The organism is Micromonospora sp. NPDC000089 (assembly GCF_042899365.1).
In the GTDB taxonomy this organism is placed as follows: Bacteria; Actinomycetota; Actinomycetes; order Mycobacteriales; family Micromonosporaceae; genus Micromonospora.
In genome coordinates this window covers 44,486-60,429 of the sequence record NZ_JBIAZT010000005.1, presented here as the reverse complement: position 1 = coordinate 60,429, position 15,944 = coordinate 44,486, and the positions used below count along the sequence as shown (strand labels likewise).

The 15,944-nt window shown below is 72.5% G+C and carries 16 protein-coding genes and 1 pseudogene; 8 read left to right on the top strand and 9 right to left on the bottom strand.

Annotated elements, in window-relative coordinates; translation table 11 throughout:
- Positions 1-36: 36 nt before the first annotated feature.
- From ACFY3U_RS11830 to ACFY3U_RS11810, 5 genes are all read right to left on the bottom strand, one after another.
- On the bottom strand, positions 37-1,173 hold the full coding sequence (locus ACFY3U_RS11830) for a glycosyltransferase (RefSeq protein WP_387199023.1): 1,137 nt from the start codon (positions 1,171-1,173) through the stop codon (positions 37-39).
- Between the two features lie 73 nt (positions 1,174-1,246).
- Entirely contained in the window at positions 1,247-2,260 is a 1,014-nt protein-coding gene (locus ACFY3U_RS11825; protein ID WP_387199020.1) for a glycosyltransferase family 4 protein, read from the bottom strand.
- Positions 2,257-2,430 carry a hypothetical protein gene (locus ACFY3U_RS11820; RefSeq protein ID WP_387199017.1) on the bottom strand — a complete coding sequence of 58 codons (174 nt, stop codon included), beginning with the start codon at positions 2,428-2,430 and terminating at the stop codon, positions 2,257-2,259. The genes ACFY3U_RS11825 and ACFY3U_RS11820 overlap by 4 nt, the downstream gene beginning before the upstream one ends.
- A 141-nt stretch (positions 2,431-2,571) precedes the next feature.
- Positions 2,572-2,838 (bottom strand): hypothetical protein, encoded by a 267-nt coding sequence (locus ACFY3U_RS11815; RefSeq protein WP_387199014.1) that lies wholly within the window; start codon positions 2,836-2,838, stop codon positions 2,572-2,574.
- A gap of 176 nt (positions 2,839-3,014) precedes the next feature.
- Positions 3,015-3,746 carry an ANTAR domain-containing protein gene (locus ACFY3U_RS11810; protein WP_387199011.1) on the bottom strand — a complete coding sequence of 244 codons (732 nt, stop codon included), beginning with the start codon at positions 3,744-3,746 and terminating at the stop codon, positions 3,015-3,017.
- A 380-nt stretch (positions 3,747-4,126) separates the two neighbouring features.
- Here ACFY3U_RS11810 and ACFY3U_RS11805 point away from each other — a divergent pair, with 380 nt between their 5' ends.
- Entirely contained in the window at positions 4,127-4,429 is a 303-nt protein-coding gene (locus ACFY3U_RS11805) for a lipopolysaccharide assembly protein LapA domain-containing protein (protein WP_387199008.1), read from the top strand.
- A 3-nt stretch (positions 4,430-4,432) separates the two neighbouring features.
- Positions 4,433-4,963: a DUF5994 family protein gene (locus ACFY3U_RS11800; RefSeq protein ID WP_387199005.1), complete on the top strand. Its 531-nt coding sequence runs from the start codon at positions 4,433-4,435 to the stop codon at positions 4,961-4,963.
- An 84-nt stretch (positions 4,964-5,047) separates the two neighbouring features.
- On the opposite strand, the gene ACFY3U_RS11795 is transcribed toward ACFY3U_RS11800, so the two are convergent.
- Together ACFY3U_RS11795 and ACFY3U_RS11790 are read right to left on the bottom strand one after the other, a co-directional pair.
- Positions 5,048-6,031 carry an aldo/keto reductase gene (locus ACFY3U_RS11795; RefSeq protein ID WP_387199002.1) on the bottom strand — a complete coding sequence of 328 codons (984 nt, stop codon included), beginning with the start codon at positions 6,029-6,031 and terminating at the stop codon, positions 5,048-5,050.
- A gap of 63 nt (positions 6,032-6,094) precedes the next feature.
- A complete protein-coding gene (locus tag ACFY3U_RS11790) occupies positions 6,095-6,982 on the bottom strand; it encodes an aldo/keto reductase (RefSeq protein WP_387198999.1) in 888 nt (295 codons plus the stop codon).
- Between the two features lie 193 nt (positions 6,983-7,175).
- Here ACFY3U_RS11790 and ACFY3U_RS11785 point away from each other — a divergent pair, with 193 nt between their 5' ends.
- The 3 genes from ACFY3U_RS11785 to ACFY3U_RS11775 all read left to right on the top strand — a co-directional run bounded on the left by ACFY3U_RS11785 (position 7,176) and on the right by ACFY3U_RS11775 (position 9,647).
- On the top strand, positions 7,176-8,066 hold the full coding sequence (locus ACFY3U_RS11785; RefSeq protein ID WP_387198997.1) for a helix-turn-helix transcriptional regulator: 891 nt from the start codon (positions 7,176-7,178) through the stop codon (positions 8,064-8,066).
- 93 nt (positions 8,067-8,159) lie between these two features.
- On the top strand, positions 8,160-8,999 hold the full coding sequence (locus ACFY3U_RS11780; RefSeq protein WP_387198994.1) for an AraC family transcriptional regulator: 840 nt from the start codon (positions 8,160-8,162) through the stop codon (positions 8,997-8,999).
- 66 nt (positions 9,000-9,065) lie between these two features.
- Positions 9,066-9,647 (top strand): dihydrofolate reductase family protein, encoded by a 582-nt coding sequence (locus tag ACFY3U_RS11775; RefSeq protein WP_387198991.1) that lies wholly within the window; start codon positions 9,066-9,068, stop codon positions 9,645-9,647.
- Positions 9,648-9,734: 87 nt separating this feature from the next.
- Here the strand turns inward: ACFY3U_RS11775 and ACFY3U_RS11770 are convergent.
- Positions 9,735-9,946, bottom strand: a pseudogene (locus ACFY3U_RS11770) (hypothetical protein); the annotation flags it as partial.
- Between the two features lie 17 nt (positions 9,947-9,963).
- Positions 9,964-10,815 carry a slipin family protein gene (locus ACFY3U_RS11765; RefSeq protein ID WP_387198988.1) on the bottom strand — a complete coding sequence of 284 codons (852 nt, stop codon included), beginning with the start codon at positions 10,813-10,815 and terminating at the stop codon, positions 9,964-9,966.
- A gap of 451 nt (positions 10,816-11,266) precedes the next feature.
- Between ACFY3U_RS11765 and ACFY3U_RS11760 the strand changes: the two genes are divergently transcribed.
- From ACFY3U_RS11760 to ACFY3U_RS11750, 3 genes are all read left to right on the top strand, one after another.
- Positions 11,267-14,092, top strand: coding sequence for a cation-translocating P-type ATPase (locus ACFY3U_RS11760; protein ID WP_387198985.1), 2,826 nt, complete (start codon positions 11,267-11,269; stop codon positions 14,090-14,092).
- Positions 14,093-14,522: 430 nt separating this feature from the next.
- On the top strand, positions 14,523-15,011 hold the full coding sequence (locus ACFY3U_RS11755; RefSeq protein ID WP_387198983.1) for a hypothetical protein: 489 nt from the start codon (positions 14,523-14,525) through the stop codon (positions 15,009-15,011).
- Positions 14,966-15,544 (top strand): universal stress protein, encoded by a 579-nt coding sequence (locus ACFY3U_RS11750; RefSeq protein WP_387198980.1) that lies wholly within the window; start codon positions 14,966-14,968, stop codon positions 15,542-15,544. Before ACFY3U_RS11755 ends, ACFY3U_RS11750 begins: the two co-directional genes overlap by 46 nt.
- Positions 15,545-15,944: the final 400 nt, after the last annotated feature.

Below are 15,944 nucleotides of genomic sequence, written 5' to 3'. Positions count from 1 at the left end.
CGTGGTCCGGCCTGGTGGGGCGGCCGGTGGTCGCGGTCACGCCGACCCCGCGCTCACCACGGAGGTGCGGGCGGCGACGAGCCGGCCGGCGAGGGCGCCGTACCGGGCCGCCACCGCCGGCCAGCGAAGGTCCGCGGCCAGCGGCCGGACGCGGCCGGCCAGCCGGGCCGCCAGGCCCGGTTCGGTCAGGATCCGCCGGATCGCCGCGGCCAGCGCCGCCGGATCCTGATGGGGTACGACCAGACCGGGCCCGCCGGTGAGCAGCTCGACGGCGTGCGGGAACGCGGTGGCCACGACCGGCACTCCGGCGGCCACCGCCTCGATCAGCACGCCGGAGGTGACCTGTTCGCGGGAGTCGTAGGGCAGCACGACCACGTCGGCGGAGCGGATCAACCGGCCGAGGGTCTGCTGATCCAGGTAGCCGTCCTGGTAGTCCACGGCGTGGGCGACGCCCAGCTGCGCGCCGAGCCGGTGCAGCCCCGACCGGTACGCCTCCCCCTGGTGCTCGATCACCTTCGGGTGGGTGCGGCCGGCGACGGTGTAGGTGGGGGTGGGCTCGAGGTCCTGCAACCGCGCGAGGGCCCGCAGCGACCACTCGATCCCCTTGCCCGGGCCGAGCAGGCCCCAGGTCAGCAGGTGTGGGCGGGTCCGGCGGTCGGCGGGTACGCGGACGTGTTCGACGGCGCCGTGCGGGATGACCGACACCTTCTCCGGCCGCACGGCGTACCCGACGAGCAGCCGGTCGCGCGCCGTGTCGGTCATCGTGACGACCGCCCCGGCGGCGGTGACGATCTGTTCCAGCAGGGACTTCTGCCGGGCGGTGGGCCGACGGAGCACGGTGTGCAGGACCACGATGCTCGGCACGGTGAGCCGGCGCAGCAGCGGTAACACGTCCTCGCCGTCGGTGCCGGGATAGATGCCGTACTCGTGCTGCACCACGGCCACGTCGAAGGCGTTCAGGGCCGTCGCGGCGTCCCGCCACCCGGCCTGGGTACGCGTCGACCAGGTGTGCACGACCTCCGGTCCGGCGTGCAGGTCGTCCCCGCGGTCGGTGACCCGGACGATGCCGCCGGGGGTGCCGTCGGCGGTCAGGTTGGCGGCGAGGGCGGAGTTGAAGGTGGCCAGGCCGCACCGGGTCGGCGGGTGGGTGCTGAGGAATCCGTAGCTGGGCATGCGGGTCGGGCCTTCCGGTTGTCGGGATCGAGCGGGTCCCCGTCCGTCGGGAATCGGCGGTCGTTCACCGAGCTCAACGCTGCGGCCGGCCGGCGAGGCGTTCGTAGACGGCCAGGTAGTCGGTGACCATCCGGTCCGCGCCGAAGCGCTGTCGGGCCCGCGTCCGACAGCCGGCCCGGTCGAGGCCCTTGACGCGGGTGACGGCGTCGACGGCCTGCTCGACGCCGTGTACGACGAAGCCCGTCACCCCGTCGTCGACGACTTCCGGCATGGACCCCCGCGCGTAGGCGACGACCGGCGTGCCGCAGACCATCGCCTCCACCACCGACAGGCCGAACGGCTCGTCGAAGGCGATCGGGTGCAGCAGGGCGGTGCTGGCGCCCAGCACCTCCGCACGCCGTCGTGGGCCCACCGATCCGAGGAACACGACCTGGTCGCCGTCGATGTGCGGGGCCACCTGTTCGGCGAAGTACCGCTCGTCCTGCACGATGCCGCAGATGGTCAGCGGCCGGCCGGCGCGGCGGGCGATCTCGATGGCGGTGTGGGTGCCCTTGTCCGGGTGGATCCGGCCGAAGGCGGCCAGTCCGGGGCCGGCGTCGCGGGTGAACGGCAGGCCGGTGAGATCGACGCCGTGGTGCACCGTGGCGACGTAGTCGAGGTCGGCGCTGCGGTCCGCGTCGGAGATCGACACGTAGGACGATCGGGCCCGGGCGTACGCGGGGACGATCCCCGCGCCGGAGAAGCCGTGCACGGTGGTGAGCAGCGGAGCGCGGCAGTGCTCGGCGAAGGCCAGCGGCAGCCAGTCGAGGTGGTTGTGCACCAGGTCGAACTGCGCGGAGCGGGCCATCGCGTGGGAGACGTGCAGCGCCTCCCACACCCGGCCGTCCATGCTGGGGTCGTCGGCGTACCCGCGGGGGCACACGCCGTCGAGACCGGCGGAGGTGACCGAGTCCAGCGTCGCGAAGAGGGTCACGTCGACGCCACGGGTGACCAGCCCCTCGGCGAGCAGCCCGGTCACCTGTTCCCAGGGGCCGTAATGGTGCGGGGGTGTCCGCCAGGCGACCGGTCCGAGCAGGGCGACCCTCACGGTGACGGCGCGTCGGCCAGGTCGGCCGGGTCGAGACGCAGGGTGGCGAGCAGTCCGACGTGCTTGCCGGGGTCCACCTGCTCCGGAAGTTCCCGCTCGACCCAGTCGGCCCTGGCCTGCTGCCCGCGCTCGCGCAGAGCCGTGACGATCCGGTGTCTGGCGATCCTCATCGTCTACCCCCTCGATTGGCCGTTCGGGACGATCATGGTCATCGGTGGCGGTGTGGGGGCCGCCCGAATCCCGTCACCGCCGTCGGGCGGCCGGCGAACGACGCCGTGCCGCGCCGATGCGGTGGAGACCCGAGCGGGCGGTCAGCGGTCGGCGAACGTGGTGACGAGCATCAGTGGCAGCAGCAGGACGGCCGCCAGGAGGAACACCCGCAGGCGAGGTGCGCGGACGGCCAGGGCCCGCCTGAGCCGCCCTTCGAGCGTCGAGAGGGCGGATGGCGTCACCGGCGCGCGGTGGGCCCCGATGCGGTCACGTTCGGCGACCGCCGCGCTCAGGCCGAGCGCGCCGACCTGACCCAGGGCCGAGGAAGGCTCTCCGCGGCCTCGGCGCAACAGCCGTTCGCTGTTCATCATCGCCGGGTTGACTGAAGAGGGGGACGAATCGGCCGGCGGTGTCACGATGGAGTGACCATTGGTCAACGCCCCTCACGGGCAGGTGGCGGCGGAAGCGGCGGCCACCGGGGGCCCGGGCGACACGGTCACCATACGCCCTGACGTGCCGGAACGGTCAATCACCGAGCCGGTCGTCAGCCGGGCCGGTTGGCCACCGGTCCCGGCGCGAGCTGCTCGGAGCCGTCGACGATCGCCTGGGCCAGCTCGGACAGCCGTCGGTTGCGGCTGCGCGCGCCGTCGCGCAGCATCGCGAAGGCTTGGCCCACGTCCACCTGGAGGCGTTCGGCCAGGACGCCCTTGGCCTGCTCGATCAGGACCCGGCTGTTCAGCGCGTTCTGCAGCTGTTCGGCGAGGATGTCACGCCGGTGGATGGCGCGGTGCTGCAGCAGTCCGATGGTCGCCACGTCGGCGAGCGCCTGACCGATCCGGAGCTTGTCCTCGTCGAGCGCCCCCGGCCGGACGTCGAAGAGGTTCAGCGCGCCCACGACCTCCGAGCGCAGGCGCATGGGCAGCGCGTGCACCGCGGCGAAGCCGACCTCCGCCGCCGCGGCGGTGAACCTCGGCCACCGGGTGGTGGTCCGGGTCAGATCGGCGACCGACACCGGTTGGCCGGAACGGAAGCAGTCGAGGCAGGGCCCCTGGTCGGTCTGCAGCTGGAACAGCTCCAGCAGTCGGGTACGTTCGGAGGAGGCGGCGACCACCTGCAGCGTGCCCCGCTGGTCGGTCAGGAGCAGCCCGGCCGCCGACACACCCAGCAGCTCGACGCACCTCACGGTCAGCACGTGCAGGAACTCGATCACGTCGAAGTCGTCGACGAGAGTGTCGGCCATCTCCACGAATACATCGGCAAGCTGGGTCTCGGCCATGTCGGTCGCCTCGTCAATCAGTGGTCCCGCCGGTCGCCCGACGCGATGGTCCCGTCCCGCACCGTCCTGGCGCCGATCGATTGTTCACCCAGGTGGGTCGCCACCGCGCGACGAGGGCTCGCCGGATGGTAACGGTTCCGGCGGCTGACGAGCCGGTCGCCGCGGAGGGCGCGGACGCGTACGCTTGCGGTGTCGCTCAAGACCCCGGTGGCCGACAGTTCGCCGTTGGCGGACGCCCTCCACCGGAAAGGCGGCGGTTCGCGATGACCGCACCCCGTAACAGCCAGGTTCGATCCCTCCCACGCCATGGCCGGGTGGGGTCCGATGCTTCCCGCCCGGCGCCCCGGAGGCAGGCGGTCGGGCGCTCGCGGGTCGGCGGCGTGTGGGTCGCCGCCGTGGTGTTCGCGTTCGTGCTCCTGCTGCTCCTGATCTTCGTGCTGCAGAACGGGCAACGGGCCGAGGTGTCGTTCCTCGGCGCGCACGGCGCCCTGCCGATGGGGGTGGCGCTGCTGCTGGCCGCGGTTGTCGGGGTCCTGCTCGTCGCCCTGCCCGGCACCGCCCGGATCGTGCAGCTGAGGATGCTCGACCGCCGTCCCGGCCCGCGGCCGGGCGGCCGGCCCGGGTCCGCCCCCACTCCCCCATCGACGACCGACGTCCCGCTGCCGCCCCGCGAGGACGGATGAGCCGTGACCGTCCCTCCGCGACACGCTCCCCCGACCCCCGCGTCGGCGCCGTCCGCGCCCCGGCTCGTCCTCGCCCCCGCCCGGGACCGGGCGGTCCTGGACGGCGGATGGTGGCCACGGTCCCGGGACCCGGCCGCCGAACTCCCCGGTCTCGTCCTCGCGCTGACCGAACGCCACGGCCGGATCCGGCACCTCATGCTCAACCTCCACGCCTGGGAGGGCCGAATCCACCGGCTGGTCGTCGGACCGGACGTGGTCCGGATCGGCTGGTTCGACACCCTCGACCCCGCCCTCCTGGTCGCCACGACCGGCCGCGACCTCCAGGTCGATCTCCTGGTGGTCCCGCCCGCCACGCCCCGGGCGGCAGCCGAGTGGGCGATGACGACCGCCGCCGACCCGACCAACCTCAGGCACGCGCCCGACATCCTGGCCGACGCGCCGGTCGGGCGCCGGGCCGCTCCGGCGACCCGCTCGGACGCGGACGCGGTGTGGGACAACGAGGGTGGCACCACCGCCGCGGTGCCGGTGGGGTGACCCGGCGAGGCCGGCCGCTCGGCCCGGTGACCGGGTGGGTCACCGGGCCGACGCCGGTCGGGCACGGCCAGCCGGCCACCGGCCTCAGCGCTCGATCATCTGCATCTGCTCGTCGGTGTGGTGGCCGCCCTCGGCGACGGGCAACGCGGTGAGGGTGGAGAGCTGCTCGGGGGTGAGCGTGACGGCGTCCGCGGCGACGTTCTCCTCGACCCGGCTGACCTGCTTGGTGCCGGGGATCGGCACGATGTCGTCGCCGTGGGCGAGCAACCAGGCCAGCGCCACCTGCGCCGGGGTGGCGCCCACCTGGGCGGCGGCCGCCTGGACCTGCTCGGCGAGGCGCAGGTTGCGCTGCAGGTTCTCGCCGGTGAAACGCGGACTGGTCTTGCGGAAGTCGCTGTCGTCCAGCGCCGCGATGTCGGCCTGGGTGCGCAGGGCGCCGGTGAGGAAACCCCGGCCGAGCGGGGAGTACGCGACCAGGCCGATGCCGAGCTCGCGCAGCAGCGGCAGGATCTCCTCCTGGTCGCGGGTCCACAGCGAGTACTCCGACTGCAGCGCGGTGACCGGGTGCACGGCGTGGGCGCGGCGGATGGTGTCGACCCAGGCCTCGGAGAGACCGACGTGGCGGATCTTGCCGTCCCGCACCAGCTGGGCGAGGGCGCCCATGGTCTCCTCGATCGGCGTGTCCGGGTCGACGCGGTGCTGGTAGTACAGGTCGATGTGGTCGGTGCCGAGCCGCTTCAGCGAGCCGTCGACCGCGGTGCGGATGCTGTCCGGGCTGCTGTCGGGCTTGCCCGCACCACGGCCGGTGTGCGAGATCAGGCCGAACTTGGTCGCCAGCACCACCTGGTCGCGCCGGCCCTTCAGCGCCTTGCCGACCAGCTCCTCGTTGACGTACGGGCCGTAGATCTCCGCGGTGTCGATCAGGGTGACGCCGAGCTCGATGGCCCGGTGGATGGTGCGGATCGACTCGGCGTCGTCGCTGCCCGCCCCGCTGTAGCCGTGCGACATCCCCATCGCACCCAGGCCGATCCGACCTACCTCGAGTTGACCGAGCTTCGCGGTACGCATGTTGTTTCCTCCACGTGATCGTTGTGCCCGCTGTCCCGGGTGGGACAACCGGGGCCGAGCGGATCAGGCCTCGGGGATGTCGCGGCCGAAGGTCTCCATGGTGATCTCGGCGGGCTCCGGGCCGCCGCGCTTGCCGGTCTCCAGCCCGTCGATCGCGGCGAGCTGCTCGCCGGTGAGCTCGAAGTCGAACACGTCGACATTCTCCGCGATCCGCGCCGGCCTGGTGGACTTCGGGATCACCTGGCGGCCCTGCTGCAGGTGCCAGCGCAGCATCACCTGCGCCGGTGACCTGCCGTGCGCCTCGGCGATGCCGCCGATCACCGGATCCTCCAGCGTGCTGGTGTGTCCGCTGTCGCGGTAGAAGGTGATGCCGCCGATCGGCGCCCACGCCTGCGAGAGGATGCCGTGCCGCGCGCCGAAGGCCTGCACCTCACGCTGCTGGAAGTACGGGTGCACCTCGATCTGGTTCACCGCGGGCACCACCGTCGCGTGGTCCAGCAGCGCGGTCAGGTGGTCGACCATGAAGTTGCTGACGCCGATGGCGCGGACCCTGCCGTCGTTCAGCAGGGTTTCCAGCGCGCGGTAGGCGCCCCGGGTCCGGTCGAACTGCGACGGCAGGGCCTGGTGCAGGATCAACAGGTCGATCTGGTCGACGCCCAGCTTGGCGGCGCTCTTGGCGAAGCCGTGCAGGGTCTCGTCGTACCCGTAGTCGTTGATCCAGATCTTGGTTTCGACGAACACCTGCGAGCGGTCGATGCCCGACCCGGCGACGGCCTGGCCGACCTCCCGCTCGTTGCCGTAGGCGGCGGCGGTGTCGATGTGCCGGTAGCCGGCGGACAGGGCCGCCTCGACGGCCGAGCGGGTCTCGTCCGGCGGTGTCTGGAAGACGCCCAGGCCGAGGGCGGGAATCTCGACGCCGTTGTTCAGTGTCAGGTGCGGAACGGTGGGCATGGAAAGGGTTTCCTCTCAGTTCCGGGAAGCGACGATTCGCGCGGGCTCTCCTTCCGGCTCGACCGCGGGCCGTCCGGAAGTCCTACCCGGTCCACCACCAGCAAACATCGGTCGACGCGTGCCGGGGAGTCACCGCTGTGAGGGGTACCAGCAGGGCACCCTTCCGGCCGGAAGAGGGGCTTAGCCTGGGTTTGTGGACAACCGTGACGAGGTACGCGCGTTCCTCACCTCCCGCCGGGCGAAGGTCAGCCCCGAGCAGGCCGGCATCCCCGCGTACGGCAGCCGCCGGGTCGCCGGACTGCGTCGCGGTGAGGTCGCCGCACTCGCCGGGGTCAGCGTCGAGTACTACACCCGCCTGGAGCGCGGCAACCTCGGCGGGGTGTCCGACAGCGTCCTGGAGGCCATCGCCCGCGCGCTGCGGCTCGACGAGACGGAGACCGCGCACCTGCACCACCTGGCCCGCGCGGCGGGGCCCCGGCCGGCCCGCGTCCGCGCCCGCCGCGACCGGGCGCCCGAGATCCGCCCGGCGATCCGCCGGGTCCTCGACTCGATGACCGGGGTGCCCGCTTTCCTGCGTAACCACCGGTTCGACATCCTGGCCGCGAACCCCTTGGGCACGGCCCTGTACGCACCGATGTTCGCCGCCGGCGCCACCGCGCCGGCGAACTCGATACGGTTCACCTTCCTCGACCCGCACGCCCAGGCGTTCTACCCGGACTGGGCGCAGGTCGCCCGCTCCGCGGTCGCCGCGCTGCAGTTCACCGCCGCCCGGAACCCGGACGACCAGCAGCTGATGCGGCTGATCGGCGAGCTCTCCATGCGCAGCGAGCCCTTCCGCGGCTGGTGGGCCGCCCAGGACGTCTACGTGCACCGGCACGGCACGAAGCATTTCCGCCATCCCGCCGTCGGCCAGCTGGAACTGGCCTACGAGGCACTTGAGCTGGCCGGCGAGGAGACGCTGACGGTCCTGACCTACTCCGCCGAACCGGGCACGCCCTCCGGCGACGGCCTCGAACTGCTCGCCACCTGGGCCGCGTCACAGGAGGCCGCCACCGCCCCGACGGGACCGACGGCGGCCGGTTGAGGGAGGTGCCCGGCGGGGCGTAGCGGGATGTCGGTCGTCGCTCCGTGGTGTTTCGGCGCGCGGCGCCGGCGGGGTGTCGGCGATGCTGTGGGCGTGGAGTACGTGTCGAGAGTGCCGCGACCGCCGCTGGACGGGCTGATCGACGACCTTTACTACCTGGAGGGTTCGTCGCCGTACGCCCGGCTGACGCTGCCGCCGATGCCGGCGGCGCTGCTCATCGTCAACCTCGGGGCGCCGTTCCGCATCCGCGCCGGCACCGACATCGAGACGGCCGAGTACACCGACGGCTGCGTGCTCACCACGCCCACCCGGGCGGTGGAGTTCGGCTACCCACCCTGGACCCGGTCCGTCGGCGTGCACGTCAAGCCGTGGGGGCTGGCGCCGTTCCTGCCGATGCCCGCGTCCGAGCTGCGCGACCGGCCGGTGACGGTGGAGCAGGTGTGGGGCCGACCCGCCGTCGCCGAGCTGCGCGACCGGCTGGCCACGGCGGACGGGCCGCACGAGATGCTGACGCTGCTCGAGGAGGAGCTGATGCGACGGCTGCGTGAGACCACCGGCCTGGGGCTGGTCCGCCACACGAGCAGCGTCATCGCGGCGACCAGCGGCGCGGTGGCGATCGGCGACCTGAGCGCGGCAGCCGGTGTCAGCGGCACCCATCTGGCACAGCGGTTCAAGGAGCTCGTCGGCGTCACGCCGAAGCGGCTGGCCCGCACCCACCGCTTCGCCGCCACCGTGTTGTCGATCGACCCCGCCGAGCCGATCGACTGGGGCGACCTCGCCAGCCGCGCGGGCTACTTCGACCAATCCCACTTCGGCCACGAGTTCCGGGCGTTCACCGGCCTCACACCGACCCGGTACGTCGAGGTCCGGCGGCGGTTCCTGCGCGAACATCCCGGCCACACGCTGGACGGCTGGCCGCTGCCGACCGATTGATTTCCTACAAGAACGACAGCTCACGACACGCTAGTTTGAGCCGATCCCGGAGCAGAGGAGAGCGCAGTGGGCACGGTCGTCATGTACGCCTCGGTGTCGGTGGACGGCTTCATCGCCGACGAGAACGACCAGCCCGGGCCGCTGTTCGAGTGGTTGTCCAGCGGTGACGTCCCGTTGGACACCGACGGCTTCGTCACGGTGTCGCAGACGTCCTACGACTACACCCGCCCGTACTGGGACCAGATCGGGGTGACGATCGTCGGCCGCCACGTCTTCGACCTGACGGACGGCTGGGACGGCAAGCCGCCGAGCGGGATCGACCACGTGGTCGTCGTGACGCACCGGCCGGCGCCCGAGGGCTGGGACCCGGAGGCGCCATTCCACTTCGTCGACGGCGTCAAGGCGGCCGTGGCCAGGGCGCAGGAGCTCGCGGGTGACCGCGTGGTCGAGGTCGCCGCTGGCGACGTCGGCGGCCAGGTGCTCGCCGCCGGCCTGGTCGACGAGGTACGCATGGACGTCGTACCCGTGGTGTTCGGGTCGGGCAAGCGTTACTTCGGGTCGGTCCGGGCGCAGCAGCTGTTGGCGGGTCCCGACGTGGCGATCCAGGCCGATCGGGTGCTTCACCTGCGCTACCGGGTGCGCCGCTGACCGAGCTGAGCGGGTACGCCATCGACGTGGTTATCACGTCACCCAACCCCGACGGCCCCATGCGGAGACCGTCGGTACGGTTACCGCCTCGGAGTATGTGCCCTCCAACCAAGGGTTCGTGACCAGCCGGGGCCGCCGTGACCCGGTCCGGTCAGGTGGACGACCTCCTGGGACCGGGCCGCGACGATCCGCGACAGGTGCGCGTGGAGCAGGTTCAGGCCGGGCGTCGTACCCCAGTGTCTGAGCAGCCGTGGCTTGCCGTGCTCCGGCAGCAGCGGCGGCAGGGCAGACGGGTCGGCAGCTACGGCGGTCAGCCTCAGGCGGCGGGCACCGGTCGGGCCGCGCCGTTGACCGGCGGGGCGGCGTCCACGACGGAGCCGCGCGGCGCCGGAACGACGCTCGCCGCACCGGCCTCCCGGGCGAGGAAGGCACCGAGCTCGCCGATCGTGCTCATCAGCGGCGCCGGGAACACCACGGTGGTGTTCTTGTCCACTCCGAGCTCGACCAGGCTCTGCAGGTTACGCAGCTGCAACGCCAGGGGGTGGGCCATCATGATGTCCGCGGCGGCACCGAGCGCGTCCGCGGCGAGCGCCTCACCCTCCGCCGCGATGATCTTCGCGCGCTTCTCCCGCTCCGCCTCGGCCTGGCGGGCCATGGCGCGCTTCATGCTGTCCGGCAACTGAATGTCCTTCAGCTCGACGAGCGTCACCTCGACGCCCCAGTCCTCGGTGGCCACGTCCAGGATCGTCTTGATGTCGATGTTGATCCGGTCCGTCTCGGACAGCGTCTCGTCGAGGGTGTGCTGCCCGACGACCTTGCGCAGGGTGGTCTGCGCGATCTGGTTGATGGCGGCCCCGACGTTCTCGATCGCGACGACGGACTTCACCGCGTCGACGACCCGGAAGTACGCGACCGCGGAGACGTCGACGCTGACGTTGTCCCTGGTGATGATGCCCTGCGACTGGATCGGCATGGTGATGATCCGCAGGCTGACGCGGTTCAGCACGTCGATGAACGGAATGATCACGGTCAGGCCCGCACGGCGGACCCCGATCACCCTGCCGAGCCGGAACAGCACACCCTGCTCGTACTGCTTGACCACCTTCAACGCCAGCGACAAGAGGAAGAGAACCAGTACCAGAACGACGACGAGCCACACGTACGACATGACAGGTTCCTGACTTCGGCCGTAGCCGGATCTTCGTGCCCGAGAGACCGTGCCCAGCGAGAAACGCACCCGATCGCTGCGGAGGCGAAGAACGTCGACGTGCCCGCAACGGCCAACTACCGGCCACCGGGGTCCAGGGCGACACCCTGACCATACGCCTGTCGGCGGCGACCGTCGTCCCGCGCAGCCGCGGCACGGTTCGACAACGCCGGGCGGTCGAATGGCGCGTACGGTTAGGTCGCCGCTCAGGACCCCGGTGGCCCTCTCCGCTCGACCCGGCATGGGCGCGGATGTGGAGCCCACCCGTTGACAGCCTTCGGCCAGGTCTGTGCGCGCTCGCGCACCACCGGCTCGCGCAGGGTGTGTAGCGCCGCGCGACTTTGTCCACCCAGGCCGCTTCGCGCCGCAGCCGCCCTGCCTCGCCTGTCCTCGACACCTGAAGGACGCCACGATGACCGCACCGACACCGACCACGCCGCGAGGCACCACTCCCTTGGCCGAGGGCACCGGATCGGACGGTCGACCCGCCGGCGGCGAGGTGGACGCCCGGCAGCCGCTCGCCGAGTTGTTCCGCGACCTGCGCACCTCACCGTACGGACTGGCCGGCCGCGAGGCCGCCCGCCGGCTGGTCGTGTACGGGCCGAACGGGCTGGCCCGGCGGGCCGGTAGACGCTGGCCGGGCGAGCTGCTGTCCCAGTTCACCCAGCCGCTGGCGATCCTGCTGACGCTCGCCGCCGTCCTGGCCTGGGCCGGTGGCACCCCGGCGCTGGCGGTGGCGGTGGCCGCGGTGATCCTGCTCAACGCCGGGTTCGCGTTCGTGCAGGAGATGCAGGCCGAACACGCCGTCGACGCCCTCGCCGCTTTCCTGCCGGCGACCGCCGCGGTGGTCCGCGACGACACCCACGCCGAGATTCCCGCCGCGAACCTGGTGCCCGGCGACATCCTGCTCGTCGCCGAGGGCGACCGGGTCTGCGCCGACGCCCGCATCATCGACGGCGCCGTCACGGTGGACCTGTCCGCGCTGACCGGCGAATCGATGCCCGTCACCCGCTCGGCCGACCGCACCGGGACCACCGGCTCGGTGCTGGACGCCCACGACCTCGTCTTCAGCGGCACCACCTGCACCGGCGGCGCGGCCACCACCGTCGTCACCCGCACCGGCATGCACACCGAGTTGGGCCGCATCGCCGCCCTGTCCCAACGCGGAGCCGTCCAACGAAGTCCGCTGGAGACGCAGGTCCGCCGGGCCACCTGGATCATCGCGGTCGTCGCCGTCGCGGTCGGGGTGGCGTTCCTACCCGTCGGCGTGTGGGCCGGCCTCGGCTGGAGCGCCGCGATCAACTTCTCCATCGGCCTGATCGTGGCGAACGTCCCCGAAGGGCTGCTGCCGATCATCACGCTCGCCCTGGCGGTCGGCGTCCGGGAACTCGCCCGCAAGGGCGCCGTCGTCAAGCGGCTCTCCGCCGTGGAGACCCTCGGTTCGACCACCGTCATCTGCACCGACAAGACCGGCACCCTCACCGAGAACCGGATGACGGTCACCCGCCTGTGGCTGCCCGGCGCGGAGTTCGACCCCACCGCCGGCGTCGGCGACCCCCGCGCCCGCGCTCTCGCCACCGCCGCCGCGGCCTGCACCACCGCCCAGCCGCCGACCCACACCCAGCCGGCCGGTAGCGGGGATCCCACCGAGCTGGCCCTGCTGCGCCTGGCGACGAGCCTCGGCGTGGCCGTCACACCCGCCGCGCGGGACGCCGGCCGCCGCGCCGTGTTCCACTTCGATGCCCACCTCAAACGCATGTCCGTCGTGGACGACACCGCCGGGGCGCTGGCCGTCCACACCAAGGGGGCACCGGAGACGGTGCTGCCGTGCTGCACCCGGCTCATCGACCCCGGCGGCAGCGTCCGACCGCTTGACGATCAGACCCGCGTCGAGCTGCAACACACCCTGGACCGGTACGCGGCCGGCGGGCTACGCGTCCTCGCAGTCGCCCAGCGGCCCCTTCCCGACGGGCAGGTGGCCCCCACCCGACGCGAGGACGCCGAAACCGGGCTGACGCTGCTGGGGCTGGCCGCGATGGTCGACCCGGCCCGACCCGGCGTCGCCGACGCGGTCGCCAGCGCCCACCGCGCCGGCATCCGCGTCCACGTCATCACCGGCGACTACGGCCCCACCGCGGCCGCGATCGCCCACCAGGTCGGCGTCGGCCGCGCCGGTGCCCGCATCGTCGCCGGCGACGACCTGGACCGGCTCAGCGACGCCGACCTCGACGCACTACTCGCCGGGGACGAGGAGATCGTGTTCGCCCGGGCGGCACCCGAGGCGAAGCTCCGGATCTGCGAGGCGCTGCGCGCCGGCGGACAGGTCGTCGCGATGACCGGCGACGGCGTCAACGACGCCCCCGCCCTGCGGCACGCCGACATCGGCGTCGCGATGGGCCGCTCCGGCACCGACGTCGCCCGCGAGGCCGCCACCATGGTGCTCACCGACGACAACTTCGCCACCATCGTCACCGCCGTCGCCGCCGGTCGGCGGGTCTTCGACAACGTCCGCAAGTTCGTCCTCTACATCTTCGCGCACGCCGTACCCGAGGTCGTCCCGTTCCTGATCTTCGCCCTCTCCGGTGGGGCGATCCCGCTACCGCTCACGGTGCTGCAGATCCTCGCGATCGACCTCGGCACGGAGACCCTGCCCGCCCTGGCCCTCGGCCGCGAACCCGCCGAACCCGGTCTCATGGACCGCGCGCCTCGACCTCGTACCACCGGGGTCATCGACCGGGCCCTGCTGCTGCGCGCCTGGCTGCTGCTCGGCGGGGTCTCCGCGGGCCTGGTCATGGGCGGCTACCTCTACACCCTCAGCCGCGCCGGGTGGTCGCCCGGTGACCCCACCGGGCCCGGAACCGCGCTGCACCACGCCTACCTCCAGGCCACCACGGTCACCTTCGCCGGGATCGTGGCCTGTCAGATCGGCACCGCCTTCGCCGCCCGCACCGACCGGGAGTCGCTGTTCACCGTCGGACTGCTCAGCAACCCACTGCTGCTCTGGGGCATCCTGTTCGAGCTCGTCTTCACCGCCGCCGTCATCTACGTCCCGGCCCTGCAGCACATCTTCGGCACCGCCGCACTGAGCTGGGCCCAACTCGCCGTCGTCGCCCCCTTCCCGATCGTGGTCTGGGGCGTCGACGAGCTCGCCCGCTGGGCGAGGCGGCATCGCCACCCCGCCGCACGCCGAGCGACAAGTACCAGCACGGCCACGCCTGCCGTACCACTCAGCAATTAACCCTCGCTGCGTGCGGCGCCTTCTCCATCGACCGGGCGTAGAGTGAGGGCGTCGCTCGGGCCCCCGGTGGCTGATCGCCCGCCGTCGTCGATCCGCCCAGGAGCTGACCGGTCCCCGCCACCGCCGACCACGCCACACCCGTGGCGGAGCATGTCGGCGCGGCCTCTGGATCGCCTTCCTGGCAACCGGCACCACCCATGGTCATTCAGGCCGCGGGCCCGTAGTTGAGCAGTGAGGGAATGTGAGCGCGATGGCCTACATCGCCAAGGACCACAACGGCGCGGCGCGCGGCGCCGTACCAACCGTCAGGCTGGCGCGACCGGCGACCGATGGCGCCGGACGCCTACCCGGGCAGAGGGAACCGGTCGGCGCACCCACCGCGGTACACCGCGGAACGACGCCGACCGCCGGGGCCGGAGTCGGTCCGCAGTTGAGTGCACCGGTGCATTACCTGCTCGCCGGGATCCGACTCGCGCTGGGCTGGATATTCCTCTGGGCCTTCCTGGACAAGATGTTCGGCCTGGGACACGAGACGACCGCGGCGAGGTCGTGGGTCAACGGCGGCAGCCCGACCAAGGGTTTCCTGGGATCGGCGGCCACCGGCCCGTTCACCGGCTTCTACCACTCGATCGCCGGCGGCTGGCTGACCGACACCTTGTTCATGGGCGCCCTGCTCGCGGTGGGTGTCGCACTGGTCCTCGGGGTGGCCATGCGACTGGCCGCCGGGGCCGGGGCGCTGCTGACCGTGATGATGTGGACCGTGGTCCTGCCGCCGGCCAGCAACCCGTTCATGGACGACCACCTCGTCTACGCCGCCGCGCTGGTCGTCCTCGCCCTCCTGGGCGCCGGCCACACCCTGGGCCTGGGCGCGCGATGGGCCGAGGTCCCGTTGGTACGACGTTCCGCATGGCTCAGGTAGGACCGGGCGGTGCCGACGATTCGAGAGGCCGGGCGGATGACGACATGGTGAACCAGGCCGAGGAGCAGGGTCGACGCATCGTCGTCGGCGTCGACGGGTCGACAGGGTCCAGAGCGGCACTGCGCTGGGCGCTGAGCCACGGCCAGTTGACCGGCGCGGCGGTCGAAGCCGTCAGCGTGTGGCAGGGCCCGCCCGTGTACGGGTTCGCGTACGGGTGGTCGCCATCGGTGTTCGAGGACGTCGACCTCGCCGCCATCACCGGGAAGATGCTCGCGGAGGCGGTCGGCGACGAGGCCGCCGGGCGCCCACCGGCGGAGATCCTGACCCGGGTCGTGCACGGCCATCCGTCCCAGGCGCTGCTCGACGTCGCCCACGGGGCGCAGCTGCTGGTGGTGGGCAGCCGAGGGCACGGCGCTTTCGCCGGGATGCTGCTCGGTTCGGTCAGCCAGCACTGCGTTCAGCACGCGCCCTGCCCGGTCGTGGTGGTGCCGTCGGTCGGACCCGAACAGGACGAGATCGGGAGCCGGGGATGAGGCGGTGGGCCGGCGGGGCGGTTGCGGGCGGGGAGACACCCGACCGGAGGGCCACCGAGCAGGTGTCCCTGGGCAGTCACCCAGCTACGCCGAGGCTGTCGGGGCAGCGTTCATCGCCGCCGGGCACCGCCTGACCGGAGGGCGTCGCGACGTCGTCTCCCGCAATGCCTCCGTGCCACGCCGATTCGAGGTTCTCGTCGCGGCGAGGTACGGCGACCGGGCGCATGCCGTGCTGGGGGGCGCAGCGCGCTGATCCGGAGATGGTCACGGCCCGACCGGTGTATCCGGTCGGGCCGTGACCGGGTGACGAGCTGCCGGCTGACGTGGCTGTCGACCTGGGCGGTGGCCGCGGGGCGACGGTTGCGGCGTCAGACGTGGCTGAACACGACCTTCGGGGCTC